The organism is Photorhabdus africana (assembly GCF_035181445.1).
Classification (GTDB): Bacteria; Pseudomonadota; Gammaproteobacteria; order Enterobacterales; family Enterobacteriaceae; genus Photorhabdus; species Photorhabdus laumondii.
Map to the genome: position 1 here is coordinate 185,362 of NZ_JAXBVE010000004.1, position 15,830 is coordinate 201,191.

Consider the following 15,830-nt stretch of genomic DNA (forward strand, 5'->3'; position numbering starts at 1 on the left):
AAATATGCCAGTGTAGTCTGATACTGAGTTTAACTATTCGCTATAATACCCTGAAATTCACTTCACACTCAGGATGTCACTATGGACTATCAGTTGAATCTGGACTGGCAGGCATTTTTGCATAATCATTGGCAAAAACGGCCTTTACTGATTAAACAAGGCTTCCGTCAATTCATTGATCCCCTTACTCCCGATGAACTCGCGGGGCTGGCTATGGAAAATGAAGTTGACTGCCGTCTGGTCAGCCAGAAAAATGGCCGTTGGGATGTCTCTCATGGTCCATTCGAAAGTTACGATCATTTAGGTGAAAAAGAGTGGTCACTGCTGGTACAAGCGGTTAATCACTGGCACCATCCTTCCGCCGCGTTAATGCAACCATTCCGCGTATTATCTGACTGGCGGATAGATGATCTGATGGTCTCCTTCTCCGTTCCCGGTGGTGGTGTCGGTCCGCATCTAGACCAATACGATGTGTTTATCATTCAAGGGATGGGCCGCCGTCGCTGGCGCGTTGGGGAAAAGCTACCAATGGAACAACGCTGCCCTCACCCCGATCTATTACAGGTCGATCCCTTTAATGCCGTTATTGACGAAGAGATGGAACCAGGCGATATTCTCTATATCCCACCAGGATTTCCTCATGAAGGTTATGCCCTCGAAGATTCACTAAATTATTCAGTTGGTTTCCGCGCCCCCAATTCCCGTGAACTGTTCAGTAGCTTCGCCGATTATGTGCTGGCTAATGATTTAGGCAGCTATCGTTATAGCGATCCCGATCTGACTTTCCGCGAAAATCCGGCGCTGGTCCAGCCGCATGAACTATCAGCGCTACACACCATGATGAACGAATTATTGGCACAGCCTGACACTTTCCAGCAATGGTTTGGTGAATTCATCTCCCAGTCACGGCATGAACTTGATATTGCGCCACCAGAGCCGCCTTATGAAAGTGATGAAATTTATGAATTAATGAAACAAGGTGAAAATCTCCACCGCCTTAACGGATTACGGGTTATCAGAGTTGGTGATCAATGCTTTGTTAACGGTGAATTAATAGATACACCTCATATTAAAGCGGCTGATGTTCTTTGCTGCCATTATGAAATTAATGCAGAAATGCTTGGTGAAGCGATAGATGATGTTCGTTTTATCAGACTGCTCACTGCATTGGTCAATAGTGGTTACTGGTACTTTAATGATTGATACCTCACCTCAAGAGGTTAATTTCAATAGAGTTATCAAAGATAATTAACTCTGTTTAGCACCTAAGTTAGTTATTAACTCACTGCCTTTGAATCAGCGCCTCTGATTCAAAGGCAATTTTAGAATTTACACATTAAAGGAAAATACAGATAACAGATAAATTATGGTGTTGCTATCACTCACAAGAAAAAAACAAGACCTATTGATTTATTTCATATACCGAAAAACAACACAGCAAATTATCGACTTAGCTAATGCTGCAAAACGCCTGACTCATTTCCGACTTTTTAGACAACAGTGCAGTTAATTCAGCAATACGCATGACAACACTTACAGCCTGTTCCATTCCTTCCAACGAAACAAATTCATGTTTGCCATGATAATTATACCCCCCCATAAATATATTCAGGCAAGGTAAACCACGAAACGACAATTGTGCACCATGAGTACCACCACGAATCGGTTTAATAACGGGTTCAATATTACAATCCAGCATTGCTTGTTTGGCAATCTCAATAACATGCGGATATTTGATAACTTCATCATGCATATTGTAATAATTGTCATCGATAGTCAGTTCGATATAACAACCAGGATGCAACCCCTCACCGGCTTTTTCAGCAATTTTAATCATCTTCTTTTTACGTTCTTCGAAGTTATTCCGATCAAAATCACGAATGATATAGTGCATTTCAGCGCACTCAACCGTACCTTTAATACGTTGCAAATGATAGAAGCCTTCATATCCATCGGTATGTTCCGGTGTCTCTTCCGATGGCAATGCTTGATGGATATGGATCGCCAGTGATAAAGCGTTAATCATCACATTCTTAGCACTACCAGAGTGAACATTATTACCGACAATCTTAACGGTCACTACCGCTGCATTGAAATTTTCAAATGCCAGCTCACCTACACCACCGCCATCTACGGTGTATGCCCACTCAGCATCAAATGAATTAATATCAAAATAGCGTGCTCCCTTACCTATCTCCTCATCAGGTGTAAACGCAATCCGAATATCGCCATGTAAGATATTGCTATTTTTCAGACGAACCATTGCAGTAATGATTTCTGCAATACCCGCTTTATCATCAGCACCAAGCAACGTTTTACCATCGGTGGTAATCAGTGTTTTCCCCAACATATTATGCAAGATAGGAAACATAACCGGCGATAACACTTCATTACCCGCCCCCAGCGCAATTTCACCACCTCGATAATTTTCCAACATTTGTGGACTTATATTTTTTCCAGAGAAATCAGGTGAAGTATCAAGGTGAGCAATAAAACCGATAGCAGGTACAGGCCAAGATGTATTGGCAGGTAATGTCGCCATAACACAGCCATGAGCATCCTGTACCACATTGGAAAAACCTAATTCAATCAACTCCTGTTTCAGCGCTTTGGCGAGTTCGAGCTGCCCATGACTGCTGGGAATCATCTTTGCTGACGGCTTTGACTGAGTATCAAAAGATATGTATTTAAAAAAACGTTCTAGTAATCTGTCCATTATTCTCTTCCCCAGGGATTTTGTTACCCATTATGAGGAAGAGAAACACAATAATTATTGCGTCAAATCAGCTTTAAATTCTTTAATGCTATCAATTAACCTTCGAGCATACTCATCTACTATCTTACTGGCGGGTCCATAATGCTTTTCATCAAATAAACTTTCTACCTGACTCGGTTCTAAGTTCAGCTCTACCGTGTGCGCCCCTGACAGTTTAGCTTCATGTACAAATCCAGCCGCAGGATAAACATGACCAGAGGTGCCGATAGCGATAAAAATATCTGCCTGAGCCAGTGCAGAATAGATCTGTTCCATCTCCAAAGGCATTTCACCAAACCAAACAACATGTGGGCGCAATGGTGAAGGGAACTGACAACAATGGCAACGTTCATCTGTCATCAAATCGTCTGTCCACTCAAACACTTGCCCAGATTGGCAACAACGAATTTTGAACAATTCACCGTGCATATGCACCGTGCGGTAGCTGCCCGCCCGCTCATGAAGATTATCGATATTCTGGGTAATCAACAAAAAATGATCGCCAAGCTCATGCTCCAGCGCGGCTAAAGCATAATGCGCTGCGTTCGGTTTTATTTCTGATTGCTGAAGTTGATGACGCCGAGCATTATAAAATGCCTGCACCAATTCTGGATCCTTCTGAAAACCCTCAGGTGTAGCAACATCTTCCACCCGATGTTCTTCCCACAACCCTTCAGAGGAGCGGAAAGTCCGAATACCCGATTCAGCCGAAATACCGGCTCCTGTCAATACCACGATGTAAGGTTTTTTCATATTAAGCGCCAATCGACTATCCCTATAAAAAATCCTGCTACGAAATCTCTGATGTCTCAAACGCTTAACCTTACGAAGCCGGCCAAGCCGACTAAGCCGACGACGAACTCGCATACTGATTTCCTTCAAGATTTTTTAAATACTACTTAGGTTTCTGTTTGTTACACCATAACGTTTTGATTAGCTCATGCCAATAATAGATTAATTATTTTCCACTTAAAATTCGTGCCGGATCAAGTCTACTTGCCCGCCTTGCCGGATACCAACTGGCTAATAAACTCAGGACCAAAGCCGTCGCCAGAACATACAGAACATCCATGCCATGCAACTCAGATGGCAGGAAATCAATAAAGTAAACATCACCGGAAAGAAATTGATGCCCGATCAGCTTTTCCAACCCATGAATAAGCGCCGTCAGATTCAGTGATGCCAACACACCGGCTACAGCACCGGCAATACTGCCCATCATCCCCGTCAATAACCCATACCAGAGAAAAACTGCTCTAATTTGCCTATCCTTAGCGCCGAGGGTTCGCAGGATAGCAATATCACTGCTTTTATCTTTTACCGCCATAATCAGGGTAGAAACGATATTAAAACATGCCACGCCAATCACCAGAATCATCGCCAGATACATAATGCTACGTACCATCTGAATATCATGATACATATAGCCATAATTTCTTATCCAACTACTGATATAGACATACTCCTGTGATGCTTCCCCGGCAGACCTTACTCGTTGATCAGCGGCAAATACATCATCAACCTTGATCGCAATGCCCGTGATTCCCTGTCCATAATCCAAATATTGTTGAGCATCAGCCAAGGGGACCAAAGCCAAACTATGATCAAGCAAACCACTCAATCGAAAAATCCCGCTAACCTGTAAACGAATCCGTTTTGGTTGCAACAGTTTCATTTCGGGATCATTGTTCGGGATCATGACAGTCAACCAATCACCCTGCTTAACCTTCAAAGCATTAGCAACTCCCTGCCCCAGAATGACCTGTTGATGACCCGCCTGAAAATTTTGCCAAACATTATCTTGCACAAACTGTGGTAATGAGCTGACCTGAGATTCAGTGGCTAAATCAACCCCTCTCACCTGAACAGCATGCAAGCTGGCACCTTTTTCCATCAATCCAGTGAAAGTAATATAAGGTGAAGCTGCAACCACACCGATAGTGTTTTTTACCCGTTCCAATGCAGGCTGCCACTGTCCAAAAGGCTGATGAACCGTATAAATTTCACCATGAGGAACAACAGAAAGGATGCGGTTTCTCAATTCTCGTTCAAAACCATTCATGGCACTTAGACCAATAATGAGAACCGCGACACCAAGCATAATCCCTAGGGTAGAAATCACAGAAATCAGAGATACCATACCGCCACGGCGACGCCCGCGACTAAATCGCAAAGCAGTGACCAAAGAGAGAGGCAAATTCGCCATTACAACACTCCCGTCACGGTCAATTCATCCTGTAAATAACCATCACGCATCTCCACCTGACGATTTAATCTGCCGGCGAGATTCAAATCATGGGTAACAACCAGAAATGCCGTACCTTGCTGCCGGTTAAGCTCACTCAGTAATGCAAAGATGCTATCTGCATTACGTAAATCAAGGTTACCGGTAGGTTCATCCGCTAAAACTAAAGAAGGTTCATTAACCAACGCTCTGGCAATTGCCACACGCTGGCGTTCTCCCCCTGACAATTCTGATGGACGGTGATGAGCGCGCTTCTCCAAACCAACAGCCGCCAACATTTCGAATGCTTTCTTCTGTGCCTGACTGCGATTTTTACCACCAATTAACAGTGGCATAGCGACATTCTCTAACGCATTAAAATCTGGCAACAGATGGTGAAACTGATAAATAAAACCCAATTCATGATTGCGCAGTTCTGCTCTGGCTCTGGAGGACATTTTATTCAAAGAACGCCCTTTAAAAAGGACTTCACCAGAAGTCGGTGTATCCAATCCACCAAGCAAATGCAGAAGCGTACTCTTACCTGAGCCGGAACTTCCCACAATCGCCATCATTTCACTCTGATTGATAGCAAAAGTGACATTTTTCAGCACTTCGGTCAGTACTTGCCCTTCCTGGTATTTTTTACACAGATTATTACACAACAATAGTGGTTGATTATTCATAACGCAAAGCCTCAGCAGGTTGAATAGCAGCAGCACGCCAGGAAGGATATAACGTAGACAATAGAGCAATCGCCATCGCTGAAATTGCGATTGTAGCAACCTGTAGCGGCTCAATGGCAACAGGCAGCTCAACACCTGAGGTCAATAAGCCAATCAGTGGCATTAAGTTATTAAGCTGACTGGAAAGCAGAACACCAAGCCCAGTTCCCAGTAAAGTGCCGATGATCCCGGCTCCGGCTCCCTGGATCATAAAAATCGCCATAACCTGACGACGTACCAGTCCCTGTGTCTGCAAAATCGCCACTTCTCCCTGTTTTTCCATGACCAGTAAACCAAGCGAAGTGATGATATTGAACGCCGCCACGGCAATAATCAGGCTTAACAATAAGCCCATCATATTTTTTTCCATCCTGACCGCTTGGAAAAACTCACCTTTACGTTCGCGCCAATCCTTCCACAACAACCCTTCCGGCATAGTTTGTAAGCTCAAACTATCTACAGCCAATGGTTCTGAGAGATAGAGACGCCAGCCAGTAATGTGACCTAGCGGATAGCGCATCAGGCGGGCAGCATCTTGCTGATTAACCAGAATCTGTGTGCCATCGACTTCGCTATTAGACGCGAAAGTGCCAATAACAGTAAATAGACGCTGACTAGGAATACGCCCCATTGGTGTCAACTGGCTGGCACCGGGCACCATCAGGCGAATGCGATCACCGCGTTTTACCCCAAGCTCCCCGGCCAGTTTTTCGCCCAAAATAGCATTGTAGCTACCGGGTTCAAGTTGATGACGATAAGCGCCGGTTAAATATTCAATCAGCGGCTCATATTCATCAAAAGCGATACCCAACATCACACCAACACCGACATTCCTGGCGCTTTGCAAGACAACATCCCCCATCACCAATGGCGTCATCCTGTCAACCTGCTTGAGATCCGCAAGTTCACTGGCAGGATGCGCTTTTGGGTCTAGCGAGCCGTTTACCGACGTCACAACCGCCTGTGGCATAAAGCCAAGAATACTGGTTTCCAGTGAACGCTCAAAACCGTTCATCACGGACAATACTGTAATTAATGCGGCAACACCGAGAGTAATGCCAATGGCTGACAGCCAGGAAACAAACCGACCAAATTTATCAGCCGCCCGACCACGCATATACCGCAAACCTATAAATAATGAGACAGATTGAAACATGAAATCTGTTACGCCCCTGTTGCCAAAGCAAAGTGTTCGGGGATAATAAAGGGTAGTTATATTTTATGGAACCACCAACATCCAGATTCTGTGGTTTTTTTATTTTCTCTCAACCCGCCAGCGTGTTTACTCGAAGACCATTATGTGTCGAAAGCCTGTTGGGAATGGACTGAATCATAGAGAACACATTGACGCCTATGTCCTCAAAATATCGTTATGAACTTCCCGAACGTCGCGGTGATAACCGTCAATTAGGCCAACTTACTGGTGCCGCTTGCGCGGTAGAGTGTGCTGAAATTGTCGAACGCCATCAAGGCCCTGTCGTACTGATAACCAAGGATATGCAAAACGCCTTACGTCTGCATGATGAAATCCATCAGTTTACCGACTGCTCCGTTGATCTCCTTTCCGATTGGGAAACACTGCCGTATGACAGTTTTTCTCCTCATCAGGAGATCATTTCCAACCGTCTGTCTACACTTTACCGTCTGCCGACGATGACCAAAGGTGTTTTAATCCTGCCGATAAATACCTTAATGCAACGGGTTTGCCCTCATGAGTACCTTAACGGGCATGCACTCGTCATGCACAAAGATCAGAGACTCTCACGGGATAAACTCCGTACTGAATTAGAACAGGCTGGCTATCGTAGTGTCGAACAAGTTCTTGAACACGGCGAATTCGCTACTCGCGGCGCACTACTTGATCTTTTCCCAATGGGAAGTGAGCATCCCTATCGTATTGATTTTTTCGATGATGAAATCGATAGCTTACGCATTTTCGATGTTGACAGCCAACGCACGCTGACTGAAGTTAAACAAATCAACCTATTGCCTGCTCATGAATTCCCGACAGATAAAGAGACTATTGAACTGTTTCGCAGCCAGTGGCGGGAACGTTTTGAAGTCCGTCGTGACAATGAGCATATTTATCAGCAAGTGAGTAAAGGTACGTTACCGGCAGGAATAGAATACTGGCAACCGTTGTTTTTTAACCAACCCTTGCCTTCATTATTTGATTATCTACCCGACAACACTTTGCTTATCAGTCAAGAAATAAGCCATTCCGCTGAACGTTTTTGGCAAGACATCCAACAACGCTTCGAGAGCCGTAAAATTGATCCAATGCGACCTCTCTTATCACCAGAAGAACTTTGGCTTCCGGCGGATAATTTATTCTCAGCGCTAAAAAACTGGCCCCGCATTCAACTTAAAGCGGAAGAGTTGAGCAAAAAAGCGAGTCACGTAAATCTTGATTATCAATTACTGCCTGATCTCTCCGTTGTTGCGCAAAATAAAGCGCCGCTGGATAAGCTTCGCCGATTCCTTGAACAATTCAGTGGCCGCGTTATTTTCTCTGTTGAGAGCGAAGGACGGAAAGAAACGTTACAGGAATTATTGTCACGAATAAAGATTAAACCTATTAAAATCAGCAAATTATATCAAGCACAACAGCCAGGTCACTTTTTGATGATTGGTGCCGCTGAACATGGTTTTATCGATACAAAGAATGAACTGGCTCTGATCTGTGAAAGTGACATGCTTGGTGAACGTGTTGTCCGCCGCCGTCAAGATACCCGTCGCACGATTAATACCGATACCCTGATCCGTAACCTTGCAGAATTACGCCCTAGTCAGCCAGTGGTCCATTTGGAACATGGCGTTGGCCGTTACAAGGGGCTAACTACGCTGGAAGCAGGTGGTATCAAAGCTGAATATCTGATCTTAAGCTATGCTGGTAACGACAAACTTTATGTTCCGGTCTCTTCCCTGCATTTGATCAGCCGCTACGCAGGTGGTGCTGATGAAAATGCCCCATTACATAAATTGGGTGGAGAGGCATGGACCAAAGCCCGCCAGAAAGCTGCCGAAAAAGTACGCGATGTAGCTGCGGAGTTGCTTGACATTTATGCTCACCGCGCCGTAAAACCAGGATTTGCGTTTAAACATGATTGGGAAGAATACCAATTGTTCTGTCAAAGCTTTCCATTTGAAACGACTCCAGATCAGGAACAGGCAATTAACGCCGTTCTGAATGATATGTGTCAACCCGTCGCGATGGATCGCTTAATTTGCGGTGATGTAGGCTTTGGCAAAACCGAAGTTGCAATGCGCTCCGCATTTCTGGCAGTCCATAATGACAAGCAGGTGGCGGTCCTGGTTCCGACAACCCTGCTGGCTCAGCAACATTTTGATAATTTCCGCGACCGTTTTGCTAATTGGCCTGTACGTATTGAGATGATATCCCGTTTCCGCAGCGCCAAGGAGCAGCAACAAATCGCTGAAATGGCAGCCGAAGGTAAAGTCGATATCATTATTGGCACACATAAACTGCTACAAAGCGACTTGCGCTGGAAAGACCTTGGTTTGTTAATTGTTGATGAAGAGCACCGGTTTGGTGTTCGCCACAAAGAGCAGATCAAAGCCATGCGTGCCGATGTCGATATTCTGACCCTCACCGCAACCCCAATTCCACGAACACTCAATATGGCAATGAGCAGTATGCGGGATCTCTCAATTATTTCGACCCCTCCCGCTCGTCGTCTGGCAGTCAAAACCTTCGTGCGCGAATATGACAGCTTGGTGGTACGAGAAGCCATACTGCGTGAAGTTTTGCGCGGTGGTCAAGTCTACTACCTCTATAATGATGTTGAAAATATTGAGAAAGCGAAGCTGCGTCTTGAAGAATTAGTACCAGAAGCACGGATCGCCATTGGTCATGGGCAGATGCGTGAACGGGATTTGGAACGGGTGATGAGCGATTTCCATCATCAACGATTTAATGTCCTGATTTGTACCACAATTATTGAGACAGGCATCGATATTCCAAGCGCCAATACCATCATTATTGAGCGAGCTGACCATTTTGGCCTGGCCCAACTGCATCAATTGCGGGGGCGTGTCGGACGTTCTCACCATCAGGCTTATGCTTACCTGCTGACACCACATCCGAAAGCAATGACAACTGACGCACACAAACGTCTGGAAGCTATTGCCTCCCTTGAAGATTTAGGGGCGGGTTTTGCACTGGCAACTCACGATCTTGAAATCCGTGGAGCCGGCGAACTCCTAGGCGAAGAACAAAGTGGTCAGATGACAACCATTGGCTTCACTCTCTACATGGAGCTGTTAGAAAGCGCTGTCGATGCACTAAAAGCAGGCCGCAAACCCTCACTTGAAGACTTGACTAATAGTCAAACTGACGTTGAATTGCGGATGCCTATTTTGTTACCTGATGATTATATTCCTGATGTCAATATGCGTTTGTCTTTTTATAAACGCATTGCCAGCGCCAAAGACGCATCAGAATTAGCAGAATTGAAGGTTGAATTGATAGACCGGTTCGGCACATTACCTGATCCGGGGCGCCACTTATTACAATCAGCAGCCATTCGCCTATTAGCTCAGAAATTAGGTATTAAACGAATAGAAGCCCATGAAAAAGGAGGGTTCATCGAGTTTAGTGAGAAAAATAAAGTTGATCCGACTTATCTTATCGGCCTGTTACAAAAACAACCTGAAATTTATCGGTTGGATGGCCCCGCTAAACTTAAATTCATCACTGACCTGAACGAAAGAACGGCACGCCTGGAATTCATTCAGCAATTACTTGATACTTTTGAACATCATCAGATCTGCTCTTAAGTCATTTTCACTTCCCCTATGATTGATTGTCAGTCTGTGGGGAAGTACTGTGATTTATTCATCAATATTTATTCTAAGATAACAAGCATATCATAATATACCCAATGGATTTCAAGATACATCGCGACGGCAAGGGAGTGAATCCCCGGTCACATAGGTAACTATGTGACCGGGGTGAGCGAATGCAGCCAACAAAGGGGCAACTTTGAAAAAATCCATATGGAATAAGGATGGTTACCTTAATTGGGTTAAGGACAAACTCAATTTCCGAAAAATAATAACCAGATATGGTTATTATAGTAATAACAGCCTGTATTATTGATCTGATACAACAATTTATTTTTTATCTGAATAATATCTCTCCTGTTGTAACAATAACTTTTTATTATACAATAGTTATTTCATATAATTAGCAACAATATATTCTAGAAAAGAAAAAGATGACTTATCCATTTACATACTCCACTTGTCCTTAATTAGCACTCAATTAAAGTGATCGTACCAGATTTTTAGCGTTTTAATAACCGCGTCAAACTTTGCCTTAATGTAACAATCAATCAAATATATTGACTAATTATATAAATCATATTCAAACATATTGTTTATTATTAAATAGATTATTAGATATTCTTAAATATTATATTATCTTTTAATTGCATTATCTTACACTCCGTCTATACCAGTTAACTAAATCTCTATTTATCTATTTTTAAGAAATTAAACAATAACTATATTTACAACAAGCACGAGAAACCATAATTATGCAAAGTGTCACCGCTAACAATATTACATCCGAGAATATTTCCTTTAATAATATTTCCATGAAGATTCTGTGCGAATTGTTGCAATATCGCAGACACCTTACTGATCCAGTGAAAAATTCAGCTAAAGAAGAAGAGATTGTTAAAACTGTACAATTACCCAGAATTGAATACTTTATCAAGAATAAAAAGCCTATCGAATTCATTTTACCGGCATTCCCAACCAAATCACCAAACATAAATAAAGTACTTGGTACTGCCCCTGATATGGCAGAACGCTTATCTTTGATTTTTCTTAATTCTCTTTGCCAGCGTATCCAGCTTTATTATCCTCCTGGTGCTCGCATTATTATTTGCTCTGATGGGCATGTTTTCGGTGATCTCATTCATGTCAGCGATGAAGTTATCAGCCAATACCATGAAGATATTAAACAATTACTTCATGAAGTGGGTGCTATCAATTTAAGTACATTTAACCTCAATGACGATAAGGAACTCTGCGAACATAGTGATGATTTTAATTTACAGAGACAGATGTTAGTAAAACATTATGCCCGATCAGAGGCATCTATCAAAGACGAACTGTTGCAAAATAATAACGGATTACAATTATACCGTGCAGTCACCCGCTTTTTATATGAAGACAGCTTATTACCTGGTTACACCGGATCAAACAATGCCCTACAGAAAGATGCCAAACAAAGAGCTATCGGAGTTATTCAACGAAGTTGGGCATGGGGAAGTTTATTAGATACTCATTTCCCAAAAGCCATACGTCTGTCTATTCATCCTCAACCAGCAGACAGTATTAAATTTGGTATTCATATGATGCCAACCCGGGATGATTGGTTAACCCCTTGGCATGGTGTCGCAGCCAATGTAAATGGGCAATTTATACTTATGAAACACAAAGAAGTTCAGATAATGGGCGGAAAATTAGTAAATATTCATGGAAAACCCAGTCACTATGTAATTTAAAGGAGAATAGCATGACAGAATTAAATCGCTTTCAGACAGAAGAAATAACCCCTTTTGGTTTAAAAATTACGCCTCAATATTCCGATCAACATATTGATACATTATCAGTGGAACAACTGAAAGAACTGGCTAGAAAACACCATCTGCTTATATTACGTGGTTTTAAATCTGATTTATCTGATCACGAAAAATATGAAGAATATGCCCGTAATTGGGGAGAAATAATGATGTGGCCGTTTGGTGCTATTTTAGATGTTCGTGAACACCAAGATGCTACTGATCACGTTTTTGATAACAGCTATATGCCGTTGCACTGGGATGGCATGTACAAACCGACAATTCCCGAATTTATTATGTTCCATTGCGCCCACGCACCTGAAAGCGACCAAGGGGGCAGAACAACCTTTGTCAATACCCGTCGTGTTGTTGCTAATGCTACTCAACAGCAATTAGAACAGTGGAAGAATATATCGATTACTTATCGCATTAATAAAGTCACTCATTATGGCGGGGAAGTACACTCTCCTTTAGTGGAAGAACATCCCGACAGAAACGGATTCGTTATCAGATATAACGAACCGGCAGTAGATGGAGAAAAATTCCTGAATAAACATGCTATTGAATACCATAATATCAGCCCTGATCAAGTAGCAGAATTTCAGCAAGATTTTATCAATATATTATATGATAAGCGCCATTTATATGCTCATGCATGGAAAAAAGGCGATTTGGTAATTGTGGATAATTTCTCTCTGTTACATGGACGAGAAGGATTTACTTCCAAATCAGAACGGCATTTACAGAGAATCCATATTCAATCTAATCCGGTATTTAATAATCAGGCGTTAATATCATAGTATTATTATATAAACGAAGAATTGGAAATATTATTTGACTCCCACTGTAATATATTGGGGGTCAAATGATCTAGCCTTATGAAAAATTGCATTTATTAGTCGAATCCGCCTCATGGAAAAATTAGCAAGTTTGTTTTTATTAAAAAAACAAAAATCAAAAAAGAGCAATGGAGATTTTACACTTCTTAGTGAAACTTTTTTGCTCAAGCTAAAATAGATGAAGCGGGTAAGAAACCCCAACAGACTCAAGACCATCAAAATAAACGGAATATATACAATCATATTCATTTATCCTTAAACTACGTATTACCGAGAAGAAGCTCGCTCTTTAACAGCGTTTTTCAAGATAACTTTCTCATCGATGAGGTATTAGCATCTATTGTCTACTTCACCAAGATACCAATGTTCTGAGTAGAAAAGGTTACCTCTTGGCGATACTTATCCCTGACAACAGAACGACAACTGGTATCCCCCTGACAGTTGACCAGTTCCTCACTTCTTGAACGATTCTGGTCAACGCTTAGATGATTATTGTCCGTAACAAATGTAAAAACCTTTGTACAATAGCCAAAGTTGGTCCGGTCATCGATCAGATGGTGGCGTCTTAATTCTCACGATTTCCTTTCAAACGGGATCAGATCCAAATTCCTATTCCAGTCGGTATACCTGTTACTACCCCTTTTTTTACTGAAAAAACAACATCATCATGCCAACTAAAGATGAATGTTTCGTTTTTCAAATAAACTAAAATCGCAGCACACAGGCATCCTGATAAGACCACCATAATCATAATAATTGTGCAGAATAACAGAAGAATCAGTAATGACTTAAAATGAGTTATCATTTCGCTCCTCCTGATTTATCCAGCTTATCCTCAACTTTACTGCCTGTAACTTCACTGGCTATAGCACCACTAATAGCTCCGATAGTACTTGACGTTTTATTCGATACTATAGGGAAATATTTATTTCCAACGTCGATTATTTTTCCTCCAGCAGTACCTACAACATTACCAACTGCTGCACCTACTACCGGGGCAAGTGGATTTTTATCCTGTAGTTTTGCCCCAACATAAGCACCCGTTATACTCGTCACTTCTGTAAACCAAAACCCTTTACCTTGCGTTACCGTTCCCGTGGCTATCAATGCATCAGTAATGTTTACAGAACCATTTGTAAGCTGATTACTAATATTGGCTGTCACTGATTATACCCCCAGCAAAAATACTTCCCACTGTTGCTCCTGATGGTAACAACAGTGGTGCTGCTACCGTGGACATTCCTGCTCCCCATGCCGTTACCAATCCTCTTACTGGATCTTGTCCTTCCGGGTGATCGCCTTTGGCATGTTTTGACAATGCCGCTGAAATCTCTTGAGAGGATTTACCTTCATTTAACATCGCGGTAGCCAGACTTGATGCTGACCGACCGTAATCCGCCATCCCTTTGGGTAAACTTAGGGCATTATTATCCGTAACAACGCATTCCATTGCGAAGTTGACCGCCGGACTCCGATTTTTCCCTGTCCACTCAGTCAGTTACAACCCGTTTTTTCCAGTATAGTTTGAGGCTCGACCTACAACGCCCCGACGCGACTTTTCAGCCTAGTAAGCCACTTTTCCCAGACGTAATGAACTGCCCCCTTTAAATGTCGGATGATTACCTAACATTTGGGGTACAGTTCACATCGACTGGGATTTTTACTCCAACTTACTTATATGCATTAGATTTTTTTAAATTCTGGTAGTTGTTCGATAACATTTTTGACGGTATTTTTCTCAAAATGTTTTATCGTAACAGTCAATCCTCTATCACTGGTATAAATGATAAATTCATCCTCGCTATTATTTGTAATATAGTAAAAAATATAGAATCCAATATCTGTAAATTCTACAGGAGTTAAATCTATCCCTTGTTGCTCCATTTCTGGCAACTCTAGATCATCATCATCTGTATCCAAAAGAATATTATGTGAATGAGCAATAAATTCCATAATTTCTTTGTTCTGACTAAACAAGGAGGTATCAATTTTCTTGCATGATGGAAACTCCGCTAAGCTGTCTTTCAGATGATTTATCGCCATATGAAGTGTGTAGTTTGAACCGATGGCAGGAACAATAACGTCATCTATGACAAAATTAAATATTCCATATTGCCAATAGCCATCTTCTGACGATTCACAAACTTCATAAGCAACAGCAAATTCATAAGGAAGTCCGTAGATCATTTTTTACCCCCTAGTTGCTTTATTTCACTGTTAAACTTCCGAAGTTCATTATGACCCAGAGCATTTTTACCATCACCAGTGCTTCCACTCCAATGGAATGAACCTGAACCATCTTTTCTCTCATTAAAAAATCTATGAATATTACCTTTTTCGTCTATCGCTAATCTAACTTTAGGATCTTTTGTTGGTATTGACTTTTCAAATAAATTGAGAGAATTTTGCGGTTCAAGGCCAGCACTTGGCCTATTTCCATTTCCTCCCAGAGTGTGTTTACTGTTTGATTTATAAACTAATCCATTATTCGCTGTCACTGGATTAGGTACTGGTACAGCACTTCCCTTGACTCCTTTTGCTCCAGCTTTACTGATCCCTCCAGCCACTCCCGCAGATGCAGCAATTCCCGTCTGCCCCATAATCTTCACGATTTCCTGGGTGGTTTCTTCTGAGCCGCCGGTGATTTGGGCACGATGGAGCACTAAATTCCGTGATGCGTCAATATTTGAC

The 15,830-nt window shown here is 42.2% G+C and carries 12 protein-coding genes and 1 pseudogene; 4 read left to right on the top strand and 9 right to left on the bottom strand.

The annotated features are described in order from the left end of the window. Positions 1-81: 81 nt before the first annotated feature. Positions 82-1,203: a ribosomal protein uL16 3-hydroxylase gene (locus tag SLS51_RS03940; RefSeq protein ID WP_323835730.1), complete on the top strand. Its 1,122-nt coding sequence runs from the start codon at positions 82-84 to the stop codon at positions 1,201-1,203. A gap of 247 nt (positions 1,204-1,450) precedes the next feature. Here SLS51_RS03940 and pepT read toward each other — a convergent pair whose 3' ends face one another. From pepT to lolC, 5 genes are all read right to left on the bottom strand, one after another. Continuing rightward, a complete protein-coding gene (gene pepT / locus SLS51_RS03945; RefSeq protein ID WP_323835732.1) occupies positions 1,451-2,716 on the bottom strand; it encodes a peptidase T in 1,266 nt (421 codons plus the stop codon). Between the two features lie 54 nt (positions 2,717-2,770). After that, positions 2,771-3,622, bottom strand: coding sequence for a Sir2 family NAD+-dependent deacetylase (cobB, locus tag SLS51_RS03950; protein ID WP_323835734.1), 852 nt, complete (start codon positions 3,620-3,622; stop codon positions 2,771-2,773). A gap of 91 nt (positions 3,623-3,713) precedes the next feature. Further along, positions 3,714-4,961 carry a lipoprotein-releasing ABC transporter permease subunit LolE gene (lolE, locus tag SLS51_RS03955; protein WP_323835736.1) on the bottom strand — a complete coding sequence of 416 codons (1,248 nt, stop codon included), beginning with the start codon at positions 4,959-4,961 and terminating at the stop codon, positions 3,714-3,716. Continuing rightward, the gene (gene lolD, locus SLS51_RS03960; protein ID WP_323835738.1) at positions 4,961-5,665 is read right to left on the bottom strand and encodes a lipoprotein-releasing ABC transporter ATP-binding protein LolD; all 705 of its coding nucleotides are present in this window, start codon (positions 5,663-5,665) and stop codon (positions 4,961-4,963) included. The genes lolE and lolD overlap by 1 nt, the downstream gene beginning before the upstream one ends. After that, complete coding sequence (gene lolC / locus SLS51_RS03965) at positions 5,658-6,860, bottom strand: lipoprotein-releasing ABC transporter permease subunit LolC (protein WP_323835740.1); 1,203 nt, start codon at positions 6,858-6,860, stop codon at positions 5,658-5,660. The genes lolD and lolC overlap by 8 nt, the downstream gene beginning before the upstream one ends. A gap of 197 nt (positions 6,861-7,057) precedes the next feature. Here lolC and mfd point away from each other — a divergent pair, with 197 nt between their 5' ends. The 3 genes from mfd to SLS51_RS03980 all read left to right on the top strand — a co-directional run bounded on the left by mfd (position 7,058) and on the right by SLS51_RS03980 (position 13,100). Then, positions 7,058-10,504, top strand: a complete 3,447-nt coding sequence (mfd, locus tag SLS51_RS03970; protein ID WP_323835742.1) for a transcription-repair coupling factor — start codon at positions 7,058-7,060, stop codon at positions 10,502-10,504. 761 nt (positions 10,505-11,265) lie between these two features. Continuing rightward, positions 11,266-12,243, top strand: coding sequence for an L-tyrosine isonitrile synthase (gene pvcA / locus SLS51_RS03975; RefSeq protein WP_323835744.1), 978 nt, complete (start codon positions 11,266-11,268; stop codon positions 12,241-12,243). Between the two features lie 11 nt (positions 12,244-12,254). Next, the gene (locus SLS51_RS03980) at positions 12,255-13,100 is read left to right on the top strand and encodes a TauD/TfdA family dioxygenase (protein ID WP_323835746.1); all 846 of its coding nucleotides are present in this window, start codon (positions 12,255-12,257) and stop codon (positions 13,098-13,100) included. Positions 13,101-13,940: 840 nt separating this feature from the next. On the opposite strand, the gene SLS51_RS03985 is transcribed toward SLS51_RS03980, so the two are convergent. The 4 genes and pseudogenes from SLS51_RS03985 to SLS51_RS04000 form a co-directional block, all read right to left on the bottom strand. Then, entirely contained in the window at positions 13,941-14,303 is a 363-nt protein-coding gene (locus SLS51_RS03985) for a hypothetical protein (RefSeq protein WP_323835748.1), read from the bottom strand. Continuing rightward, on the bottom strand, positions 14,287-14,589 hold the full coding sequence (locus tag SLS51_RS03990; protein WP_323835750.1) for a hypothetical protein: 303 nt from the start codon (positions 14,587-14,589) through the stop codon (positions 14,287-14,289). Before SLS51_RS03990 ends, SLS51_RS03985 begins: the two co-directional genes overlap by 17 nt. A 233-nt stretch (positions 14,590-14,822) precedes the next feature. Next, positions 14,823-15,326, bottom strand: coding sequence for an immunity 42 family protein (locus tag SLS51_RS03995; protein ID WP_065821922.1), 504 nt, complete (start codon positions 15,324-15,326; stop codon positions 14,823-14,825). Then, positions 15,323-15,830 (bottom strand): annotated as a pseudogene (locus SLS51_RS04000) (hemolysin/hemagglutinin-like protein HecA precursor); the annotation flags it as partial. The gene SLS51_RS03995 and the pseudogene SLS51_RS04000, both read right to left, overlap by 4 nt.

What these genes read in the sequence shown, in the direction of transcription:
- SLS51_RS03980 (WP_323835746.1), top strand. Translation starts at nt 12,255, where the DNA reads ATGACAGAATTAAATCGCTTTCAGACAGAAGAAATAACCCCTTTTGGT.
- pepT (WP_323835732.1), bottom strand. Translation starts at nt 2,716, where the DNA reads ATGGACAGATTACTAGAACGTTTTTTTAAATACATATCTTTTGATACT.
- mfd (WP_323835742.1), top strand. Translation starts at nt 7,058, where the DNA reads ATGTCCTCAAAATATCGTTATGAACTTCCCGAACGTCGCGGTGATAAC.
- SLS51_RS03940 (WP_323835730.1), top strand. Translation starts at nt 82, where the DNA reads ATGGACTATCAGTTGAATCTGGACTGGCAGGCATTTTTGCATAATCAT.
- lolC (WP_323835740.1), bottom strand. Translation starts at nt 6,860, where the DNA reads ATGTTTCAATCTGTCTCATTATTTATAGGTTTGCGGTATATGCGTGGT.
- SLS51_RS03990 (WP_323835750.1), bottom strand. Translation starts at nt 14,589, where the DNA reads ATGGAATGCGTTGTTACGGATAATAATGCCCTAAGTTTACCCAAAGGG.
- cobB (WP_323835734.1), bottom strand. Translation starts at nt 3,622, where the DNA reads ATGCGAGTTCGTCGTCGGCTTAGTCGGCTTGGCCGGCTTCGTAAGGTT.
- SLS51_RS03995 (WP_065821922.1), bottom strand. Translation starts at nt 15,326, where the DNA reads ATGATCTACGGACTTCCTTATGAATTTGCTGTTGCTTATGAAGTTTGT.
- lolE (WP_323835736.1), bottom strand. Translation starts at nt 4,961, where the DNA reads ATGGCGAATTTGCCTCTCTCTTTGGTCACTGCTTTGCGATTTAGTCGC.
- lolD (WP_323835738.1), bottom strand. Translation starts at nt 5,665, where the DNA reads ATGAATAATCAACCACTATTGTTGTGTAATAATCTGTGTAAAAAATAC.
- pvcA (WP_323835744.1), top strand. Translation starts at nt 11,266, where the DNA reads ATGCAAAGTGTCACCGCTAACAATATTACATCCGAGAATATTTCCTTT.